Source organism: Rathayibacter sp. AY1F9 (assembly GCF_002932155.1).
Lineage (GTDB): Bacteria > Actinomycetota > Actinomycetes > Actinomycetales > Microbacteriaceae > Rathayibacter.
In genome coordinates, this window is sequence record NZ_PSVA01000025.1 from 22,920 (window position 1) to 40,613 (window position 17,694).

The window sequence follows — 17,694 nt, forward strand, 5'->3', positions numbered from 1 at the left end:
GAGGGGGCGCCGGGGGAGATCGGGCGGGAGCCCGGTCAGGTCTTGCTGCGGGCCATGACGGCGCGCTGGAGGAGGACGAAGACCAGGAGGATGCCTCCGGTGATGATCGTGGTCGCCTCCGGCGGGATGCCGCCGTCGCGGGTGATCAGGACGTTCATCAGTCCGAGCACCAGGGCGCCGACCACCGAGCCGAGCACGAACCCGACGCCGCCGGTGAGCAGCGTGCCGCCGATGACGGTCGCCGCGATGGCGTCGAGCTCCCAGCCGGTGCCGGTGATGTTCTGCGCGCTGCCGAGGCGGGCGGTGTAGACCACACCGGCGAGACCGGCGAGCGTGCCGCTGATGATGTAGATGAACAGCTTGGTCCGCACCACCGGGAGGCCCATCAGGGCCGCCGACTGCTCGGAGCCGCCCATCGCGTAGACCGTGCGGCCCAGGCGGGTGCGGTGCAGCACGAAGAACGCGCCGGCCACGACGAGGATCGCGATGATCACGCCGGGGCTGATGACGAAGTCGTTGACCTTCGGGCCGTCGATCAGCTTGATCGGCGTGGCCAGGCTCAGCACGGCCGAGTCCTCGGGGAGGCGCTCCGGGACGGTGCTCAGCATGGAGGCGAGACCGCGGGCCAGGAACATCATCGCGAGCGTCGCGATGAACGGCTGCACGTTGAAGTACTGGATCAGGACGCCGGAGATCACGCCGAACAGGGCGCCGATCACGACCATCAGGACCATCACGAGCCAGGGGTTCCAGCCGGCGTTGATCAGGAGCACGCCGCTCACGCTGCTGAACGCGATCACCGCGCCGACCGAGAGGTCGATGCCGCCGGTGAGGATCACGAAGGTGAGGCCCACGGCGAGGATGATCAGGTGCGCGTTGTTGACCAGCAGGTTCGAGATCGTGCTCGCCTGAAGGATCCGGCCGTAGGCGGCCTCGCCGTAGACGATCATCCCGAAGAAGATGATCAGCGCGGCCAGGGTGGGCAGCTTGTCCAGGTGCTGGCTCAGCCAGCCGCGCGCCCCGGAGGTGCGCTTGGTGCTCGCCGGAGGGGCGGAGCGGGTCATCACGGCACTCATGCGGGGATCGCCTCTTTCTGCGGGACGCTGCGGCGCGCCTCGCGACGGGACTTGAAGGCGGAGCGGACGCGCTCGGACTGCAGGAGGCAGAGCGCGACGATGACGATCGCCTTGAAGGCGGGCGTCGCGGAGGACGAGACTCCGAGGAACACGACGGTCTTGTCGAGGGTGGCGATCAGGATCGCGCCCACGGCGGCACCGGTGATGTTGAACTTGCCGCCGGCGAGCGAGGTGCCGCCGATGACGACCGCGAGGATCGCGTCGAGCTCGAGCTGGTAGCCGGTGCGCGAGACGTCGACCGTCATCACGCTCGCCGTGGCGAACACGCCCGCGACTCCGGCGAGGATGCCGCTGCCGATGTAGGCGGTCATCAGCAGGCCCCGGCGGTTGATGCCCGCGAGGCGGGCCGCCTTCGGGTCCATGCCGATGGCCTCGATCATCAGGCCGAGCGCGCTGCGGCGCACCAGGACTCCGACGACCACGACGATCGCGATGGCGAGGAGGAACACGACCGGGAGCCCGAAGACGTACCCGTTCGCGACCCAGCGGAAGGGCTCGTTGGTGGCGGCGGTGTTCTGGCCGCCGGTGATGACCTTCGCCAGGCCGCGGCCCGCGAGCATCACGACGAGCGTGCTGATGAAGGGCTGGAGGCCCACCACCGAGACCAGGACGCCGTTCACGGCTCCGAGCACGGCGGCCACGAGGAGGGCGAGTGCGAAGGCACCCGCTGCGGCGCCGAGCGAGTCGGGCGCTCCCGCGGAGTTGAGGAACTCCATCGAGACGGCGCCGGCGACGACCATGATCGAGCCGACCGAGAGGTCGATGCCCCCGGTCGCGACGACCAGGCACATGCCGACGGCGATCATCAGGATCGGAGCGGCGGCGCGGGCGATGTCGATGACGTTGCCGACGAGGTAGCCGGTGGTCGGGCTGACCGAGACGGCCAGGTAGCCCGGGTCCTTGACGACGTTGACGAGGAGGAGCAGGGCGATCGCCACGACTCCCCAGAAGTACTGGCGGCGGATGATCCCGCCGAGGACGGATCCCCGGGCGGGTCGGGTGTCGCTGCTCATGATGCGGCCTCCTGCGTGGCGCTCTCGAGGACGACGACGTCCTCGTCGACGACTCCCTCTGCGGCGATGGTAGTGACGATCGACTCCGCAGTGACAGCGGGACCGTTGAGGATCTCCGCGATCACGCGGTGGTCCTTCAGGACGATGATGCGGTCGCTGAGGCGGACGACCTCGTCGAGCTCGGACGAGATGAAGACCACGGCGACGCCCTCGCCGGCGAGGGCGACGACCTTCTCCTGGATCTCGGCCTTCGCTCCGACGTCGATGCCGCGGGTCGGCTCGTCGAGGATGAGGATCTCGGGGGCGGTGGCGAGCCAGCGGCCGAGGAGGACCTTCTGCTGGTTGCCGCCGGAGAGCTTGCTGATCGGGCGGTCGGGGTCGGCCGGGCGCACGTTGAGCTCGACGAGGTACTTGCCGACGATCTCGTCCTTCTCCTTCTTGGAGAGGGGGCGGGCCCAGCCGCGCTTGGCCTGCACGCCGAGGATGAGGTTCTCGCGGACCGAGAGGTCGCGGATGATGCCCTCGTCGCGGCGGTTCTCGCTCGAGAACGCGATCTTGTGGGCGAGACCGGCGGTCGGCGTCGGGACGTCGATCTTCTTGCCGTGCATCGTGATCTCGCCGGTGTCGGGCTTGTCGACGCCGTAGATCAGGCGCGCGAGCTCGGTGCGGCCGGAGCCGAGGAGCCCGGCGAAGCCGACGACCTCGCCGCGGTGCAGCGTCAGGTCGGTGCTCTCGATGGAGCCCTTCTTGCCGATGCCCTTCGCGGTGTAGAGCGGGGCGTCGCGGTAGAGGTGGTCCTGGCTCTCGCGCTCGGAGTCGAGGGAGCGCAGCGCTGCGATGTCCTTGCCGATCATCTTCGAGATCAGCGAGGTGCGGTCGAGCTCGTGGGTCAGGTACTCGCCGACGAAGGTGCCGTTGCGCAGCACCGTCAGGCGGTCGCTGATCGCGTAGACCTGGTCGAGGAAGTGCGAGACGAAGAGGATCGCGACGCCCTCCGCACGGAGGCGGCGGATGACGACGAAGAGGTTCTCGACCTCGTTCGCGTCCAGGCTCGAGGTCGGCTCGTCGAGGATGAGCACCTTGGAGTCGCTCACCGTCGAGCGGCTGATCGCGACCAGCTGCTGCATCGCGATCGAGAGCGAGGCGAGCGACTGGCGCGTGTTGAGGTGGCCGAGGCCGAGCTTCTCGAGCGCGACCTTCGCGGCCTGGTGTGTGGCCTTCCAGTTGATGCCGAAGGGTCCGCGGACCTCGTAGCCGAGCATCACGTTCTCTCCGATGGAGAGGTTCGTGACCAGGTTGACCTCCTGGTACACGGTGGAGATGCCCGCGGCCTGCGAGTCGGCGGTGCCGGTCAGGCGACGGGTCTCCCCGTCGATCACGATGTCTCCGCTGTCGATGCGGTAGACGCCGGTGAGGGCCTTGATGAGCGTGGACTTGCCGGCGCCGTTCTCACCCATGAGGGTGTGGACCTCGCCCGGGAACAGGCGGAAGTCGACGCCGTCGAGGGCTTTCACGCCGGGGAAGCTGATCGAGATGTTCTTCATCTCGACGATCGGAGGCGAACCTGTCATGTCGCGTCGTTCCGTTCTCGAGCGGGGCGCAGCCGAACAGGTGCGCCGAAGGGTCGGAGCGACCGGGGCCGGCGGAGAGCCGGCCCCGGTCGCTCCGGGGGAGTGGTGCCGCGTCGAGGACGACGCCGGGCGACCGGTGGTGCTGAGCGACTAGAACTTGCGGTCGGGCAGCGCGGTGGTGGCGGCCTCGGGCGAGTCGAAGGTCTCGCTCGGGACGACGATCGAGGACTCGACCGTCTCGCCGGCCAGGGTCTTCTCGACCGCGTCGAGGGCGGTCTCGCCGAACAGCGGGTTGTACTCGGCGACGAAGCTCAGCTCGCCGTCGGCCAGCGCCTGCAGGGCGTTCTTGGTGCCGTCGATCGTAGCGATCTTGACGTCGGTGCCGGGGGTGAGGCCGGCCTCCTGGACGGCCTGGACGGCGCCGAGGCCCATCTCGTCGTTCTGTGCGAAGACCAGCTGGACGTCGTTGTTGTTCGACTTCAGGACGGTCTCGAAGACGCTCTTGGCCTCTTCGGTGGACCAGTTCGCGGTCTGCGCGCCGATCTTGGTGAACTTCGAGTCGGCGCCGATGACCTCGTCCCAGCCCTCGTTGCGCTCGTTGACGACCGAGACGCCCGCGGGGCCCTCGAGCGTGAAGTACTTCGCGCCGCTCGGGAAGGTGGTCTTGGCCCAGTCGGCGACCGAGGTGCTGACCGCGATGTTGTCCGGCGCGATGCGGGTCACGTAGAGGTCGGTGTTGTCCGGCTCGATGCCGCGGTCGATCAGGATGACCGGGATCTCGGCCTCCTGGGCGCGCTCGAGCGAGTCCTCCCAGCCGGAGCCCTCCGTGGCGGAGAGCAGGATGATGTCGACGCCCTCGTCCACGAAGGAGGTGAAGGAGTCGATCTGCGACTTCTGGTCTCCGTTGGTGGCGGGTGCGTACTTCAGGTCGAAGCCGGCGTCCTTGGTGAACGTGTCCTCGATGTTGGTCTCGTTCGCCTGGCGCCACGCGCCCTCGGGGCCGACGGCCACGAAGCCGATGGTGGTGAGGTCACCGCTCGAGCCGGAGCCCGAATCGGTGCCGGAACCGCCCGAGCAGCCCGCGAGTCCGAACGCGAGTGCGCCGACTGCTGCGAAACCCAGGAACTGGCCGATACGCCTCGTCTTGGACATAGATCTCCTCCTTGAGATCGCGGGCACGAAGAGAGTGCCCGAGATGGTGGACCCCGAAGGGCCTCGAATGCGGGCCTAGCGGCCCGAGGTGCGGTGAGTGCAGGATGTGCAGTGGGCGCCGGCCGAAGCAGCGCCACGTCGAAATGTTACCGTGAACAATTCTTGTGACGCAACAGCACGGCGGTGCGCTTCGGTAACGATCCGGTCGCGGGGCCCGCAGGGCCCGATGGCAACCCTCTGCCCGGTGGTCGGGCCCGGGAGTAGCTTCCCTGGCCATGATGCTCCCTCGATCGCGCTCCGTCCCCGCGACGGCCGCGACGGCGGCCCTCGTGCTCGCGCTCTGCGGATGCTCCGCGGACGGCACGGCGGCCCGCCGCGCGGCCGACGCCTTCCTCTCCGCGCTCGCCGACGGCGACGGCCGCGCGGCGTGCGCGCTGCTCACCGATTCCGCCCGCGAGGCCGTGGAGGACCGGTAGGGCGACTGCCCCGGCGGCGTGCTGGAGCTCGGGATCGCGGAAGACGGAGCAGGGGACGCCGAGGTCTACGGCCGGGCGGCGATCGTGCGCTCCGGCGGCAGCGCGGTGTTCCTCACCCGGGCGACGACGGCTGGCTGGTGCGCGCGGCGGGGTGCACGCCGGTGGCGGACGCGCCCTTCGACTGCGTCCTGGACGGGAGCTGACGTGCGCACCGCTTCCGCCCTGTACTACGCCGTGATCGTGCTCGGCCTGATCGGGTTCTTCGCCGTCGGGATCCTCGGGAGGTGAGCCGGATGCGCCGCTTCCTGCGCGAGAACGGGCTCTCGCTGTTCTTCCTCGCGATCTTCCTGCTCGCTCTCCTCGGGCAGTCGTTCGCCGGGCTCGCCGCGTACAACGACACCCAGGTCGCGGAGGGGCTGCGGGAGGTCGGCTACTGGCGCTTCGTCACCTCCTCCGACTTCGCGATCGACGTCGCCGAGAACTGGCAGTCGGAGTACCTCCAGTTCTTCCTCTACATCGGCGCGACCGTCTGGCTCGTGCAGCGCGGCTCGCCCGAGTCGAAGCGGGTGGGCGAGGAGGGCCTCGAGACCGACGAGCAGCAGAAGGCGGGGGCGTCCGCGGAGGACGACTCGCCGCCCTCGGCGTCCGCCGGCGGCCTGCGGCAGGCGCTGTTCTCGCACTCGCTGCTGCTGGTGATGGGGGCGGTGTTCCTGCTGTCCTGCGCGGCGCAGTCGGTGACGGGCGTCGTGGCCTACAACGAGGAGCAGCTGACGAGCCTGGAGGCGCCCGTCGACTGGCTCGGCTACGTCTCCTCCGCCGACTTCTGGAACCGGACGCTCCAGAACTGGCAGTCGGAGTTCCTCGCGGTGGGCAGCATGGCGGCGCTCGCCGTGTTCCTGCGCGAGCGCGGGTCGAGCGAGTCGAAGAAGGTGGGCGACCCGCACGGGCGGACGGGGATCTGAGTGGTCAGGGGGCGTCGGATCGGACGCGGATCTCGTCGCCCTCGAGGGCGAACCGCAGGGACGTGCCGATCGGGAACCGCTCGCGCAGGGCCTCCGGCGCCGCCGACGTCACGGTGAACTGCGCGACCGCGGGGAACGCTCCGGCCGTGCAGCCCTGGAAGAACAGGCCGTCCTGCGGCTCGGCGGTCCGCACGATGGAGAGGCACGAGCCGGCGCTCGAGGAGCGGCGCTGCCGGACGACGGTGAGCCCCGTGTCGGCGGGCAGGCTCTGCCGCACGACGGTGAGCCCGCCGAAGTCCTCGGTGGTGACCGATCCGTCGAAACCCAGTCCCTCCCAGCCGGGGAGGTCGGTGCCGTTCGACAGCGGCAGCACGGCGACCTCGCGGCCGGGCTGTCCGTCCTCGGCGGTGGCGAGGAGGGTGGCCCCCGCGGCGACGGCGGCCGTCGCGGCCAGCGCGGCGAGGAGGAGGAGGCCGCGCCGACGGGAGCGGCGGGGCGGGACGTGGCCGAGGGGGTCGGACTCCTCGTCGGCGGAGGCGTCCGCGGAAGGTGCCGCGTCCTCCGGCGCCGCGTCCCCGGAGACCGCGGGAACCACCGCGTCCGGCAGTGCGGTGCCGAGGGCGGGACGGACGCGGGCCTCGAGCGCGGAGAGCCGGGCGAGCGCGCCGGGGTCCCGCTCGATGTCGGAGCCTCGGCCGTAGGCGCGCCGCTGCAGCTCCGCGAGCTCGTCCGGTCGCTGATCGTCCACCCCCGGATCCTCGCAGGCCCGGCGCCCGAGCGGGACCCGCCGGCGCGCCGAGGTCCTGGCGGTCGAGCAGCCCGGACGGCTCATCGAGACCCGGTGGACGGTGCGGCCGCTCGGCCGGCGGGGGAGGTCAGTCGTCGTCGTCGTCGAGGTCGTCGTCGCGGTCGGCGGCGATCATCTCGACGATCGTGTCGACGGTGAGCCAGGGGCCGTTGCTGACCTCGCCGATCTTCTCGCGGTCCTTGAACACGACGATGCGGTCGCTGAGGCGCACCACCTCCTCCAGCTCGGACGAGATGTAGACGACGGTCACCCCCTCCTTCGCGAGCTGCGCGATGTGCGCCTGGATCTCGACCTTCGACGCCACGTCGATCCCGCGCGCCGGCTCGTCGAGCACGAGCAGCCGCGGACGGGTCGCGAGCCACCGCGCGAGGACCACCTTCTGCTGGTTGCCTCCGGAGAGGTACTTCACCGGGATGTCCGGGTCGGCCGGCGAGATGTTCAGCGCCTCGACGTAGGTGCGCACCAGGGTGTCGGTCTCGGCGGCCGACAGTGGGTGCGCCCAGCCGCGCAGAGCCTGCAGGCCCAGCACGAGGTTCTCGCGGAGGGAGAGGTCGCCGATGATCCCGTCCTCGCGGCGGTTCTCGCTCGAGTGGGCGATGCGGTGGCGCAGGCCCGACACCGGGTCGGAGATGCGGGCGGGCTCGCCGTCGATCAGCACCTCGCCGGTGTCCGGCTTCTCGACCCCGCTCACCAGCGACGCCAGCTCGGTGCGCCCCGAGCCGCGCAGGCCCGCGAAGCCCACGATCTCGCCGCGGTGCAGCTCCAGATCGGTCGGGCCCACGGCGCCGCGGCGGCCGATCCCGTGCGCGCGGTAGATCGCCGGGCCGACCGGCTGGCGGCGGTGCTCGCGGCGGTCGGAGCCGATCTGCCGCAGCGCGTCGATGTCCTTGCCGATCATCTTCGCGATCAGCTCGGCGCGGTCCATGGTGTGCGCCGGGTACTCGCCGACGGTGCCGCCGTCGCGGAGCACCGTCAGCCGGTCGCTGAGGGTGAGGACCTGCTCGAGGAAGTGCGAGACGAACAGGATCGCGACGCCCTGGTCGCGCAGCCTCCGCAGCACCGTGAAGAGGCGGGCCACGTCGCTGAGGTCGAGGCTGGAGGTGGGCTCGTCGAGCACGAGCACGCGTGGACGGTCGACCATCGCGCGGCTGATCGCGACCAGCTGGCGGATCGCCGGCGAGAGCGAGCGCAGCGGCAGGTGCGGATCGAGGTCCTCCAGGCCCAGCTCGGCGAGCATCTCGGCCGCGCGGTGGTGGGTGCGCGACCAGGAGATGCCGAAGCGGCCGCGGACCTCGTGGCCGAGCATCACGTTCTCGCCGATGCTGAGGTTGTCGGTGAGGCGCTCGTCCTGGAACACGGCCGTGATGCCCGCTGCCTTCGCCTCCGCCGGGCCGCTGAAGCGCCGGGCGACGCCGTCGACGAGGATCTCGCCCGCGTCGGGCTGGTGGATGCCGGTGAGCGTCTTGATCAGCGTGGACTTGCCCGCGCCGTTCTCGCCCATCAGTCCGTGGATCTCGCCCGGCACCAGCCGCAGGTTCCCGTCCTTCAGAGCGGGTCCGGAGGCGAAGGAGACGCGGATGCCGGTCATCTCGACGACGGGTGCCGCGGAGCTCCGGGTCGTCCTCGATGAGATCGCCACGTGCCGTCCTCGGTTCGTGTGCGGCGCGCCGTCAGGGTCCGGCGTGCCAGGGGCTGCCGCCGATGATACGCGAGCGCATGCGGCGGGACGGGAACAGGAGGGTCACGATCGGGGAGCGGCCGTGGAGGAGCGGATCACCAGCTCCGTGGGGATCCGGGTGCGCTGCGGGATCTCCTGGCCGCGGATCCTCGCGTGGATCACCTCGGCGACCGTCGTCCCGAGCTTGTCGAAGTCCTGGCGGACCGTCGTCAGCGGCGGGAGGAAGTGGCGGGCGGTGGGCAGGTCGTCGAAGCCGACGATGCTCATGTCCTCGGGCACGCGGATCCCGCGCTCGACGAGGCCGTGGATCACTCCGAGCGCCATCTCGTCGTTCGCGACGACCATCGCGGTGAAGTCGGGCACCGACTGCAGGCTCGCGGCGAAGTCGTACCCGGAGTCCGGGGTCCAGTCGCCGATGACGATGGGGCGCTCGTGCATCCCCCACGACTTCGCGCGGCTGTGGAAGGCGCGCTCGCGGGCGCGCGCGTCGAGCCAGTCGAGGGGGCCGGAGAGGTGCAGCACGTCGCGGTGGCCGAGGTTGCCCAGGTGGTCGACGGCCTGGAACATGCCGGCCTGCTGGTCGACCGAGACGGTGAGGAAGCTCGGATCCTTGTCGCTCTTCACCACGAGCGTCGGCACGCCGATCTCGACGGTGCGGAGGGTCGCCACGGAGGAGGAGCGCGGCGCGATCACGCAGAGCGCGTCGATCCCGAGGCCCATCAGGTGGGCGATCGCGTCGGTGGGGGTCATCTCGAGGTCCGGCCGCAGCGCGACGGAGGTGATCGAGTACCCCTTCTCGCGGGCGGCGCGCTCGATCGCGCGGAGGGTGCTCGACGGCCCGTACTCGGCGCCGCTCTCGATCATCACGCCGATGCGGTCGGTGCGCTGCGTGACGAGGGAGCGGGCGGCGATGTTCGGCCGGTAGTTGAGCTCGTCGACCGCCTCGAGGACCTTCTGGCGGGTCGACTCCTTGATGTTGGGGTGCCCGCTGAGCACGCGCGACACGGTCATGTGCGAGACGCCCGCGACCGCCGCGACATGGCGGAGGTTCGGCCGATCGGCCATGAGAGGACCTCCTCCGCTCCCCGGGCGGGTGAGCCGCGCCACCCCGGCGCGGACGAGGCTCAGAGGGCTCGGCTGCCGGGGGTGGCACCAGCATAGTCAGGCGGGGCCGACCTCCCGGTGGGCGCCTCCTGAGCGGGCGGGCATCGTCCGATCCGCTGCGGCATCCGCCGTGGCGCGGGGCGGGCGGGACCGTCCCGGTCGCGTCGCTCTCACTGCGGTCCTCGATGATCGAGGGGGCTCCGGGGCGTCGTGAGCCCTCGCCAGAACACGTCGTGCAGGGAATGCTCGGCGACGAGCTCCGGAAGGATCGGGGCCGCGTCCGCTCCTCGTAGGAGGATGTCGTCCAACGAAGCGATGACGTCCACGACCGAGCGCGGAGTGAACTGCCCGGCGAGACGTTTCGCCTTCGCACGGACGTTGTTGGGCGTGGGGCCCGCATCGATCACGGAGTGGTTCCAGAGCCGGCTGTGGTGAGCGCACCGGTTGCGCAGGTAGACGAGTGCGCGGACCCGGTAGGCGAAACCGGCTCGGGCGACTCCCAGACCGGACGCGACGTCCCCCGCAAGCGATCCTCGTGCCCCTCGCTCGATGCATCTCGACAGAGTTCCGAAGGACCAGGCCTCGACGGCCGACCACACCGGTAGCTCGCCGAAGGCGGCCGCGCCCCTGCCGCCGGGGAGCTCCGTGAAGCGGAGGACATGCCGTTCCCTGCTGCGCTCGATGTCGCGGAGGCACGAATCGACTGTCGACTCCGCGTTCGGAGACTCGGAGTAGAAGCTCTTCTCGAGAGAGCACTCGTACGGGCCGTGCTCACGAGCGATGACATGAGCCGTACGGCTGCGGAGAAGGATCTCGGCACGGGCCAGTCGAGCACGCAGGCTCTGCCGCAGCGCTTCATCTGCGTCGCAGACCGCTCGGACGTCCTCGAACGAGACTCCGTCCGCGAACGAGTCGTCCCCGTCGTGCGGAGCCCGCTGGAAGTAGCGGGCGTACCCGGAGAAGCGGTAGTAGTTCTGCGCGGCCAGGTAGCTCGTGCAGGCCTCCCCGTCGGCGATGTCGAGCCCGCGGTCACGGAGGAGCTGGACCTGCTGCTTCCACGACAGGCTCGGTTTCCGTGCCATCGCAGTACCTCGGTGCCGAAGAAAAAGGCCCCTCCCATGTGAGCATCGCGGAGAGGCTTGGGAGGGGGTCGATCGGATCGAATCTACCAGGCGTCCCTCAGCCGTGGTCCCTGCGGCGCCACTCGACCAGCAGGTGGCACGAGTGCTGATCGGACCATCGCCGCAGGACGGAGAGGGCCGACCGCCGCGGCGCCGAACGCTGCGGGTCTTCGAAGGCGCGGGGCGGGCGAGTACTCTCGGGAGCCTCATGGCACGCGACAACGAACCGACCGTCACCCTCACCGATCCGCTCGAGGAGCGCCTGCGCGCGCAGGTCGCCCGCGAGGGGGAGCGCAACGTCGCTCTGCGATCCGCGGCCCTGCTCACCGGCGGGTACGAGGGCGAGTCCTTCCTCCTCACCGTGGGCGGCGAGCACGCCGACGGGATCCTCAAGGGAGCGCCCTCCCTCTACTGGCCCGAGCTCTGGGGTGCCCGCGCGCTCCTCTACGTCTGGGACGACGACGCCGCCGACGCGGTGACCGCCGGACTCGCGAACCCCTCCTGGCGCGTCCGCGAGATGTGCGCCCGCGTCTGCGCCGAGCGCGTGCTGGGCGGGCAGAAGAAGCTGTCCCGCCTGACCACCGATGAGCACCCCCGGGTCCGCGCGGCAGGAGCCCGCGCTCTCGTGGCGGCCGCTCTGGCGGGGATCTCCTCCGGTCGCGACGCGAAGGGCGAGTTCGCGGCGAGCGTCGAGGCCGTCCTGACGGGCATGCTCCGCGACCCGGACCGCGACGTCCGCCGCGCCGCGCAGCAGTCGGCCGACGCGCTGCGGGGCGCCCGCTCGGCCTGAGCGGACCGCCCGCCGGCGGTCGAGGCGTCGCGAAGGGCTGCCTCCCGGCTCCGATGACGACCGTTCGTGACGCCTCGGAGCCCCGGGGGCTCAGCCGACCAGGTGCGTCGCGCGCTCGAAGGCGCGCTTCAGCTCGTCGCGCTTGCGGGGCTGGCTCATCGCCCGCTGGCCGGGGCTCCACGAGTCGATGACCGTCGGGCCGTCGACCATGTACGGCTCGATGTTCTTCTTCCAGCCGCTGGTCGGCGCGGTCCCGGCGTTGACGACGACCCGCAGGTCGGGGAGCAGCGGCAGGAGCCGGCGCAGCTCCATCGCGCCCTGCCGCACCTCGTCCGCGTCGGGGGCGCCGTCGAGCTGCCACGGCACGATGTTCCAGACCAGGGTGCGGGCGTGCAGTCCGACCTCGTCGCGGAGGGTCCAGGTCGAGGCGGCGGTCGCGTCGTCGTTGTCGACCGAGACGAAGCCGGAGCCGTCGGGGGCGGTCGACATCGGTCCCGGGGCCTCCAGCACGATGAGCGCACGCGCCTCGACGCCGGCCTCGGCCGGGTCGAAGTCGGGCACCACGGCACCCGGATGCCTGCGCATGCGCCGGGCGAGGAGCTCCTCGCGGAACGCCCGGAGGGGCTGCACCGAGGGCTCGTCCTCGAGCAGGGCCCGGCGCTCGTCGAGGGCGGAGCGGTCGCGGAAGCCGTACGGCTCGGTCAGGAACACCCTCCGAGGCTAGTCGCGATCGGCGCCGCCGCGGGAGGCGGGCCTGCGGGCGCCCTCCTGGGTGACCCCGGCAGGGCCTGGCTCGTGCCGCCCCCGGCTCCTACGGTCTGACTGCAGTCGAGAATCTGGACCGGAGGGGGTCACCGTGTCGGACGAGCCGTCAGTGAGCATCGGGGTTCCGTACGTCGAAGGGGGGTCGTCGCCGCAGGTGCTGGACGTGTACAGCAGGTCGGTGTCCCCGGCCGAGGACGCCGCTCGGCCGGCCGTCGTGCTGATCCACGGCGGCGGGTGGTTCCGGGGGGACAAGAGCAAGGAGCGGGCGCTCGCGACGATGCTGGTCGACGCCGGCTACCTCGTGTTCGCGGCGGACTACCGCGAGGCTCCGGACTCGGTCTTCCCGGCCAGCAGGGACGACGTGCTCGCCGCGGAGCGGTGGGCGGTCGCGTCCGAGTGGGCGTTCGACCGGAGCAGGCTGGCGTTCTTCGGCGGATCGGCGGGCGGGAACCTGGTCGTGGAGGCCGCGATCGCGACCGGCCGGCCCGCCGTCAGCTGGTCGGGGATGTTCGACCTCCTCGGCATCGTCGAGGCGACCGACGACCTCCCGGCCACGCCGACGACGCAGGACCTCGACGCCATGAAGAGCGCCGACATCAACCAGACCGGCCGGAACGACGCCTTCCTGCGCTGGACGATCCTCAACGAGGTCGGGGGCGACCGCGGGCTGCTCACCGCCGCCTCCACGACGCGCCACGCCTCCCCGGACGGCGGGCCGGTGTTCCTGGCCAACTCGCTCGGCGAGTTCGTCCCCGTGAGCGACGCGCAGGCCATGCAGGCGGCGCTCTCCGCGGTCGGAGTCGCAAGCACGCTGCAGCTGATCCCGGGCACCCGTCACGCCGAGGGGTACACGGAGGCGGCCATCGGCCCCTCGCTCGCCTTCCTCCGCGACGCCCTCCCGCCGGCCCGAGCATGACGACGACGGAGTTCGCCGGAGTCGGAAACGTCTTCTACTTCGTCGACGACCTCGACGCCGCTGTCGCCTGGTACTCGGCGCGGCTCGGGCGCGAGCCCGTCGTCCGCGGCGGGGCGCTCGTGGCCTACGACCTGGACGGCACCCGCCTGACGCTGCACGAGCGGGACGAGCTGAACCGGCCCGGACCCGACGGCACGAGCCCGTACTGGACGGTCCCCGACGTCGACGCCGTCGTCGCCGACTGGACGGCGAACGGCGCCGTCGCCCACCGCGGTCCGAAGACGGTGTTCACGGGGGAGCGGCTGTGCCAGCTGCTGGACCCGTTCGGCAACCTCTTCTCGGTGCGGCAGGCCGTGCCCCGTGACTGAGGACGTCGCTCCGGCTCCCGCTCCCGCCGCCCCGGCGCAGACGTCCGCGCCGGCGCAGCCGTCGGCCTGGGCGCCCATGGCGATCACCGCCTTCCGCGTGCTGTGGTTCGCCCAGCTGGGCAGCAACATCGGCACCTGGATGCAGACCGTCGGAGCCCAGTGGTACCTGGTCGAGGCGGCCGCGGGCGCGGCGGTCGTCGCGCTCGTGCAGACGGCGAGCCTGGCGCCCTCGATCCTCGTCGCCCTCCCCGCGGGCGTGCTGGCCGACTCGCTCGACCGGCGGCGGCTGCTCATCTGGGGGTCGTCGGCCAGCGCGCTGCTGGCGGCCGCTCTGACGGTCGTGGCGGCGGTCGGCGCGCTGACGCCGTGGACGATCCTGGCCTTCACCTTCCTCCTCGGCATCACCTCCACCCTGACCTCGCCCGCCTGGCAGGCGATCCAGCCGGAGCTCGTGCCCCGGAACCTGATCGCGGCGTCGTCGGCCCTCGGCGGCGTGACGGTGAACGGCGCCCGCGCGGTCGGCCCGGCCCTGGCGGGAGTCGTCCTCTCGGCGTTCGGCGCTCCGGTGGTCTTCGGCATCAACGCCCTGAGCTTCATCGGCGCCGTGCTCGCTCTGCTCTGGTGGAAGCGGCCGACGCAGACCGGCCTCGACGACCGCGAGCAGTTCGGCGCCGCGCTGAAGGGAGGGATCAGGTACGTCGCCTCCGCGCATCTCGTCCGCCGGATCCTCCTCCGCTCCGCGCTCTTCGCCCTGCCGGCCAGTGCGCTCTGGGCGCTGCTGCCGCTCACCGCGAAGCGCCTCCAGCTCGACTCCAGCGGCTACGGCTTCCTCCTCGGTGCACTCGGTGCCGGTGCCGTGCTCGGCGTCTTCGCCCTGCCGCTCGCCCGCCGGAAGCTCTCGGACGACGTCGTGATCGGGGCGAGCGCCGTGCTGTTCGCGGCGGGGACGCTCGCGGCGGCCTTTCTGCCCCTCGTTCCGGCACTGCTGCTGCTGGTCCTCGCGGGGCTGGCCTGGATCGGCACCCTCACCGTGCTGAACGCGGCGCTGCAGCTCACGCTGCCGCAGTGGGTGCGGTCCCGCGGAGCCTCGATCTACATCCTGGTCTTCATGGGGACCATGGCGGTCGGCTCGATCGGCTGGGGCCTGGCCGCGCAGGTGCTCGGCACCGCGCCCGCGTACGCCGCGGCGGCCGCTCTGCTCCTCCTCGTGGCGGCCAGCGTGCGGGTGCTGCCCCTGCTGCCGGGGACGGGAACCGTCGACCGCAGCATCTCGATGTCGTGGCCCACGCCCACGCTGGTGTTCGAGCCGGAGCCGACGGACGGGCCGGTGATGGTGCAGATCTCGTGGACGGTCCGCCCCGACTCCCTCGCGGACTTCCGATCGGCCATGCGGCTGCTGGAGAGCTCCCGCCGCCGGACCGGCGCCTCGCGCTGGGCGCTCTACCGGAGCGGGGAGGAGGCCGACGTGCAGCTGGAGACGTTCATGGTGCCCTCGTGGGGCGAGTTCCGGCGGCAGGAGACCCAGCGGCTCACCGGCCGCGACCGCGAGATCCGCGCGGCGGCGCTGACCCACGCCGACGGCGATCCCGTCGAGCGGCACTTCTTCCCGAGCGCGACGCCCTCCTCCTGAGAGAGGGAGCGGCGGCGAGCCGTCCCCGTGATCGTCGAGACGCCGGCCTGCGAGCGGTGTCCCGGCGGCGCGCGGACGCCTCGGCGCGTCCCGGGCGCGCGGGCGGAGGTGCGCTGCGGTCAGCCGCCGACGGTGGAGCCGAAGCCGGACTTGCCGGAGGAGCCGAAGCCGCCCGAGAGGGTCGCCTTCGAGCCGACGGTCGAGCCGGCCGGCGCGCGCTGCACGACGTCGGGCTGGGTCGCTCCGCGGGCCGCGAAGCCGCCGGACGCGACGGGCGCCCAGCTGGTCGCCCGCGTCGAGTTCCAGCGCGAGGACGCGAAGATCAGCGGGCCGAGCCAGAAGCCGCCGGCGTAGTGCCCGCGGTACTCGTCGGTCGCCTCGCACAGCTGCTCGGGGTCGTCGCCGACCTCCTCGCCCTGCGCCTGGAGCTGGGCGATCTGCTCCCGCACGTCGGCGAGGCAGTCCTCGCGGCTCGCATAGACGGGGCGCTCGGCGTTCTCGGGGATGACGTAGTCCTGGCCGTCGGCTCCCGTGGCGACGACGCCGTCGGTCGAGGGGCCGCCGTTCGCGAGGGCGACGGCGAGGCCGACCGCGCCGACCGCGACCGCGCCGCCGATGAGCAGGCCGCGGCGGTTCTTCGCGATGCCGCTGATGCCGACGCTCCGGGAGCGGTGGGGAGCGGTGCGGGTGGGGCCGTCGCCGCGGCCGGTGCCGCCGCTCGAGCCTCCGCTCGGCGTGCCGGAGCCCGCCGCGGGCTCGCGGCTGCCCCAGTCGTTCCCGGAGTTCGGCGTCCCGGAATCGCCGGGGGTGCGGTCGTCGTCCGTCATCGGGTCTCCTCGTCCTGCGGGCGGGCCGCGCGGGTGTCCTGCGGCCGGTCGTGCTCGGGGGCGCCGTACTCGGGCGCGGGGGTGCCGGGCGCGGGAGCGCCGTAGGCGGGGGTGGCGCCGTGCCCGGGGTGGGAGGCGGCCGACGCGCCGTCCGCGGCCGTCGCGACCCCGTCGCTCCGTCCGCCCTCGATGTAGTGGGGGACGAACTCCGCCAGGTCGCCGGTGATCAGGCCGCTCGTCTCGCGCACGTCGATGCCGGCCGGGGTCTCGCCGACGATCCAGCTGCCGATGACGACGGTCTTCCCGTCGACCCGGGCCAGCTCGGCGCGCTCCTGGTGGATGAAGCCCTCGGCGCCGTAGCTCCCGCCGTTCTCGGCGACGACCGAGCCGTCGGCGTCGAGGACCGTCACGTTGGCGCCCTCCCGGCCCAGGCGCGGCTTGCGCACCTGGGCGGTGCCGGGCAGCGGATGCACGGAGGCGGGCAGCAGGTTCGGGTGGCCGCGGAACATCTCCCACAGCACCACCAGCAGCTGCTTGTTGCTGAGCAGGAGCTTCCACGCCGGCTCGACCCAGCGGGTGCGCTCGCGCCGGTCGAGGAGCAGGCCGCCGAACTGCTCGCCGAGCATCCACTCCCACGGGTACAGCTTGAAGACGTGGCGGATCGGCTCGCCCTCGCCGTCGAGGAAGCCGGCGCCGTCGAGCTCGTAGCGGATGTCCTCGACGAAGATCAGCTTGGGGTCGAAGCCGGCCTGCGCCGCGGTCTCGGCCATGTAGGCGACCGTGTCGGCGTCCTCGACGATCAGCTCGCCGTCTCCGGAGTCGTGCAGCGACGCGAGGTGCAGCCGGGCGCCCTCGTCGAGGCTCCAGCGCTCGAGGCGGAGATGGCGCCACTGCTCGACGAGCTGCTCGTGCAGGCTGTTGAACTGGTCGGCGTCGGGCCCCTTCGTCTCGACCAGCCACTGCCACTGGGCCGCGGCCGTCTCGACCAGCGAGGTCGGAGTGTCGGCGTTGAACTCGAGCAGCTTCACCGCGCCCGCGCCGTCGTAGGCGAGATCGAAGCGGCCGTAGACCGTGGGGTCGTCCTCGTCCCACGAGGTGCGCACCAGGTCGTGGAAGCGGGGCGGGATGCCGAACTCGGCGAAGCGGCCCTTCCGCACCACGAGCTCGCACGCCTCCAAGCAGAGGTCGAACAGCTCCGAGGTCGTGCGCTCGAGCAGGTCGATCTCGGCGGGCTCGAAGGAGTACGCCGCGGACTCGTTCCAGTAGGGGCGGCCGCCCTCGGAGGGGAGGTCGTAGAAGCTGAAGCCGATCTCGTCGCAGCGGGCTCGCCAGTCCGGTCGCGGAGTGAGGGTGTGTCTGCGCATGATGTCCGGCAAG

Annotated in this window: 18 protein-coding genes; 7 read left to right on the plus strand and 11 right to left on the minus strand. The window is 71.8% G+C overall.

What is annotated here, in order from left to right; all coding sequences use genetic code 11:
• Window positions 1-35: 35 nt before the first annotated feature.
• The 4 genes from C5C37_RS14155 to C5C37_RS14170 all read right to left on the minus strand — a co-directional run bounded on the left by C5C37_RS14155 (window position 36) and on the right by C5C37_RS14170 (window position 4,872).
• Entirely contained in the window at window positions 36-1,076 is a 1,041-nt protein-coding gene (locus C5C37_RS14155; RefSeq protein ID WP_104222391.1) for a sugar ABC transporter permease, read from the minus strand.
• Window positions 1,073-2,149: an ABC transporter permease gene (locus tag C5C37_RS14160; RefSeq protein WP_104263321.1), complete on the minus strand. Its 1,077-nt coding sequence runs from the start codon at window positions 2,147-2,149 to the stop codon at window positions 1,073-1,075. The genes C5C37_RS14155 and C5C37_RS14160 overlap by 4 nt, the downstream gene beginning before the upstream one ends.
• A complete protein-coding gene (locus C5C37_RS14165; protein ID WP_104222393.1) occupies window positions 2,146-3,720 on the minus strand; it encodes a sugar ABC transporter ATP-binding protein in 1,575 nt (524 codons plus the stop codon). Before C5C37_RS14165 ends, C5C37_RS14160 begins: the two co-directional genes overlap by 4 nt.
• A gap of 150 nt (window positions 3,721-3,870) precedes the next feature.
• Window positions 3,871-4,872: an ABC transporter substrate-binding protein gene (locus tag C5C37_RS14170; RefSeq protein WP_104247802.1), complete on the minus strand. Its 1,002-nt coding sequence runs from the start codon at window positions 4,870-4,872 to the stop codon at window positions 3,871-3,873.
• 275 nt (window positions 4,873-5,147) lie between these two features.
• Between C5C37_RS14170 and C5C37_RS14175 the strand changes: the two genes are divergently transcribed.
• From C5C37_RS14175 to C5C37_RS14185, 3 genes are read left to right on the plus strand one after another with little or no spacing between them, the layout of a single operon-like run.
• On the plus strand, window positions 5,148-5,348 hold the full coding sequence (locus tag C5C37_RS14175; protein WP_104222395.1) for a hypothetical protein: 201 nt from the start codon (window positions 5,148-5,150) through the stop codon (window positions 5,346-5,348).
• Between the two features lie 18 nt (window positions 5,349-5,366).
• Window positions 5,367-5,636: a hypothetical protein gene (locus tag C5C37_RS14180; RefSeq protein ID WP_104316952.1), complete on the plus strand. Its 270-nt coding sequence runs from the start codon at window positions 5,367-5,369 to the stop codon at window positions 5,634-5,636.
• 5 nt (window positions 5,637-5,641) lie between these two features.
• The gene (locus C5C37_RS14185) at window positions 5,642-6,310 is read left to right on the plus strand and encodes a DUF6766 family protein (RefSeq protein WP_104339134.1); all 669 of its coding nucleotides are present in this window, start codon (window positions 5,642-5,644) and stop codon (window positions 6,308-6,310) included.
• 4 nt (window positions 6,311-6,314) lie between these two features.
• Here the strand turns inward: C5C37_RS14185 and C5C37_RS14190 are convergent, their stop codons facing one another.
• The 4 genes from C5C37_RS14190 to C5C37_RS14205 all read right to left on the minus strand — a co-directional run bounded on the left by C5C37_RS14190 (window position 6,315) and on the right by C5C37_RS14205 (window position 10,982).
• Window positions 6,315-7,058 carry a hypothetical protein gene (locus tag C5C37_RS14190; RefSeq protein WP_104337916.1) on the minus strand — a complete coding sequence of 248 codons (744 nt, stop codon included), beginning with the start codon at window positions 7,056-7,058 and terminating at the stop codon, window positions 6,315-6,317.
• A gap of 127 nt (window positions 7,059-7,185) precedes the next feature.
• Complete coding sequence (locus C5C37_RS14195) at window positions 7,186-8,706, minus strand: sugar ABC transporter ATP-binding protein (protein ID WP_104255631.1); 1,521 nt, start codon at window positions 8,704-8,706, stop codon at window positions 7,186-7,188.
• A 153-nt stretch (window positions 8,707-8,859) separates the two neighbouring features.
• On the minus strand, window positions 8,860-9,861 hold the full coding sequence (locus tag C5C37_RS14200) for a LacI family DNA-binding transcriptional regulator (protein WP_104222399.1): 1,002 nt from the start codon (window positions 9,859-9,861) through the stop codon (window positions 8,860-8,862).
• A gap of 209 nt (window positions 9,862-10,070) precedes the next feature.
• Entirely contained in the window at window positions 10,071-10,982 is a 912-nt protein-coding gene (locus tag C5C37_RS14205; protein WP_104339135.1) for an Abi family protein, read from the minus strand.
• Between the two features lie 247 nt (window positions 10,983-11,229).
• Here C5C37_RS14205 and C5C37_RS14210 point away from each other — a divergent pair, with 247 nt between their 5' ends.
• Window positions 11,230-11,811, plus strand: coding sequence for a HEAT repeat domain-containing protein (locus C5C37_RS14210; RefSeq protein ID WP_258074145.1), 582 nt, complete (start codon window positions 11,230-11,232; stop codon window positions 11,809-11,811).
• Between the two features lie 90 nt (window positions 11,812-11,901).
• Here the strand turns inward: C5C37_RS14210 and C5C37_RS14215 are convergent, their stop codons facing one another.
• Entirely contained in the window at window positions 11,902-12,522 is a 621-nt protein-coding gene (locus C5C37_RS14215; RefSeq protein WP_104339136.1) for a hypothetical protein, read from the minus strand.
• Between the two features lie 217 nt (window positions 12,523-12,739).
• Here C5C37_RS14215 and C5C37_RS14220 point away from each other — a divergent pair, with 217 nt between their 5' ends.
• From C5C37_RS14220 to C5C37_RS14230, 3 genes are read left to right on the plus strand one after another with little or no spacing between them, the layout of a single operon-like run.
• The gene (locus C5C37_RS14220) at window positions 12,740-13,492 is read left to right on the plus strand and encodes an alpha/beta hydrolase (protein ID WP_181065720.1); all 753 of its coding nucleotides are present in this window, start codon (window positions 12,740-12,742) and stop codon (window positions 13,490-13,492) included.
• Window positions 13,489-13,860 carry a VOC family protein gene (locus C5C37_RS14225; RefSeq protein ID WP_104234343.1) on the plus strand — a complete coding sequence of 124 codons (372 nt, stop codon included), beginning with the start codon at window positions 13,489-13,491 and terminating at the stop codon, window positions 13,858-13,860. Before C5C37_RS14220 ends, C5C37_RS14225 begins: the two co-directional genes overlap by 4 nt.
• Window positions 13,853-15,490 carry an MFS transporter gene (locus C5C37_RS14230; RefSeq protein ID WP_258072632.1) on the plus strand — a complete coding sequence of 546 codons (1,638 nt, stop codon included), beginning with the start codon at window positions 13,853-13,855 and terminating at the stop codon, window positions 15,488-15,490. Before C5C37_RS14225 ends, C5C37_RS14230 begins: the two co-directional genes overlap by 8 nt.
• Window positions 15,491-15,609: 119 nt before the next feature.
• Here C5C37_RS14230 and C5C37_RS14235 read toward each other — a convergent pair whose 3' ends face one another.
• Together C5C37_RS14235 and C5C37_RS14240 are read right to left on the minus strand one after the other, a co-directional pair.
• Entirely contained in the window at window positions 15,610-16,317 is a 708-nt protein-coding gene (locus tag C5C37_RS14235) for a hypothetical protein (RefSeq protein ID WP_104273952.1), read from the minus strand.
• Window positions 16,314-17,681, minus strand: a complete 1,368-nt coding sequence (locus tag C5C37_RS14240; RefSeq protein WP_181127429.1) for a glutathionylspermidine synthase family protein — start codon at window positions 17,679-17,681, stop codon at window positions 16,314-16,316. The genes C5C37_RS14235 and C5C37_RS14240 overlap by 4 nt, the downstream gene beginning before the upstream one ends.
• Between the last annotated feature and the right edge of the window lie 13 nt (window positions 17,682-17,694).

What these genes read in the sequence shown, in the direction of transcription:
- C5C37_RS14155 (WP_104222391.1), bottom strand. Translation starts at nt 1,076, where the DNA reads ATGAGTGCCGTGATGACCCGCTCCGCCCCTCCGGCGAGCACCAAGCGC.
- C5C37_RS14160 (WP_104263321.1), bottom strand. Translation starts at nt 2,149, where the DNA reads ATGAGCAGCGACACCCGACCCGCCCGGGGATCCGTCCTCGGCGGGATC.
- C5C37_RS14165 (WP_104222393.1), bottom strand. Translation starts at nt 3,720, where the DNA reads ATGACAGGTTCGCCTCCGATCGTCGAGATGAAGAACATCTCGATCAGC.
- C5C37_RS14170 (WP_104247802.1), bottom strand. Translation starts at nt 4,872, where the DNA reads ATGTCCAAGACGAGGCGTATCGGCCAGTTCCTGGGTTTCGCAGCAGTC.
- C5C37_RS14175 (WP_104222395.1), top strand. Translation starts at nt 5,148, where the DNA reads ATGATGCTCCCTCGATCGCGCTCCGTCCCCGCGACGGCCGCGACGGCG.
- C5C37_RS14185 (WP_104339134.1), top strand. Translation starts at nt 5,642, where the DNA reads ATGCGCCGCTTCCTGCGCGAGAACGGGCTCTCGCTGTTCTTCCTCGCG.
- C5C37_RS14195 (WP_104255631.1), bottom strand. Translation starts at nt 8,706, where the DNA reads ATGACCGGCATCCGCGTCTCCTTCGCCTCCGGACCCGCTCTGAAGGAC.
- C5C37_RS14200 (WP_104222399.1), bottom strand. Translation starts at nt 9,861, where the DNA reads ATGGCCGATCGGCCGAACCTCCGCCATGTCGCGGCGGTCGCGGGCGTC.
- C5C37_RS14205 (WP_104339135.1), bottom strand. Translation starts at nt 10,982, where the DNA reads ATGGCACGGAAACCGAGCCTGTCGTGGAAGCAGCAGGTCCAGCTCCTC.
- C5C37_RS14210 (WP_258074145.1), top strand. Translation starts at nt 11,230, where the DNA reads ATGGCACGCGACAACGAACCGACCGTCACCCTCACCGATCCGCTCGAG.
- C5C37_RS14225 (WP_104234343.1), top strand. Translation starts at nt 13,489, where the DNA reads ATGACGACGACGGAGTTCGCCGGAGTCGGAAACGTCTTCTACTTCGTC.
- C5C37_RS14235 (WP_104273952.1), bottom strand. Translation starts at nt 16,317, where the DNA reads ATGACGGACGACGACCGCACCCCCGGCGATTCCGGGACGCCGAACTCC.
- C5C37_RS14240 (WP_181127429.1), bottom strand. Translation starts at nt 17,681, where the DNA reads ATGCGCAGACACACCCTCACTCCGCGACCGGACTGGCGAGCCCGCTGC.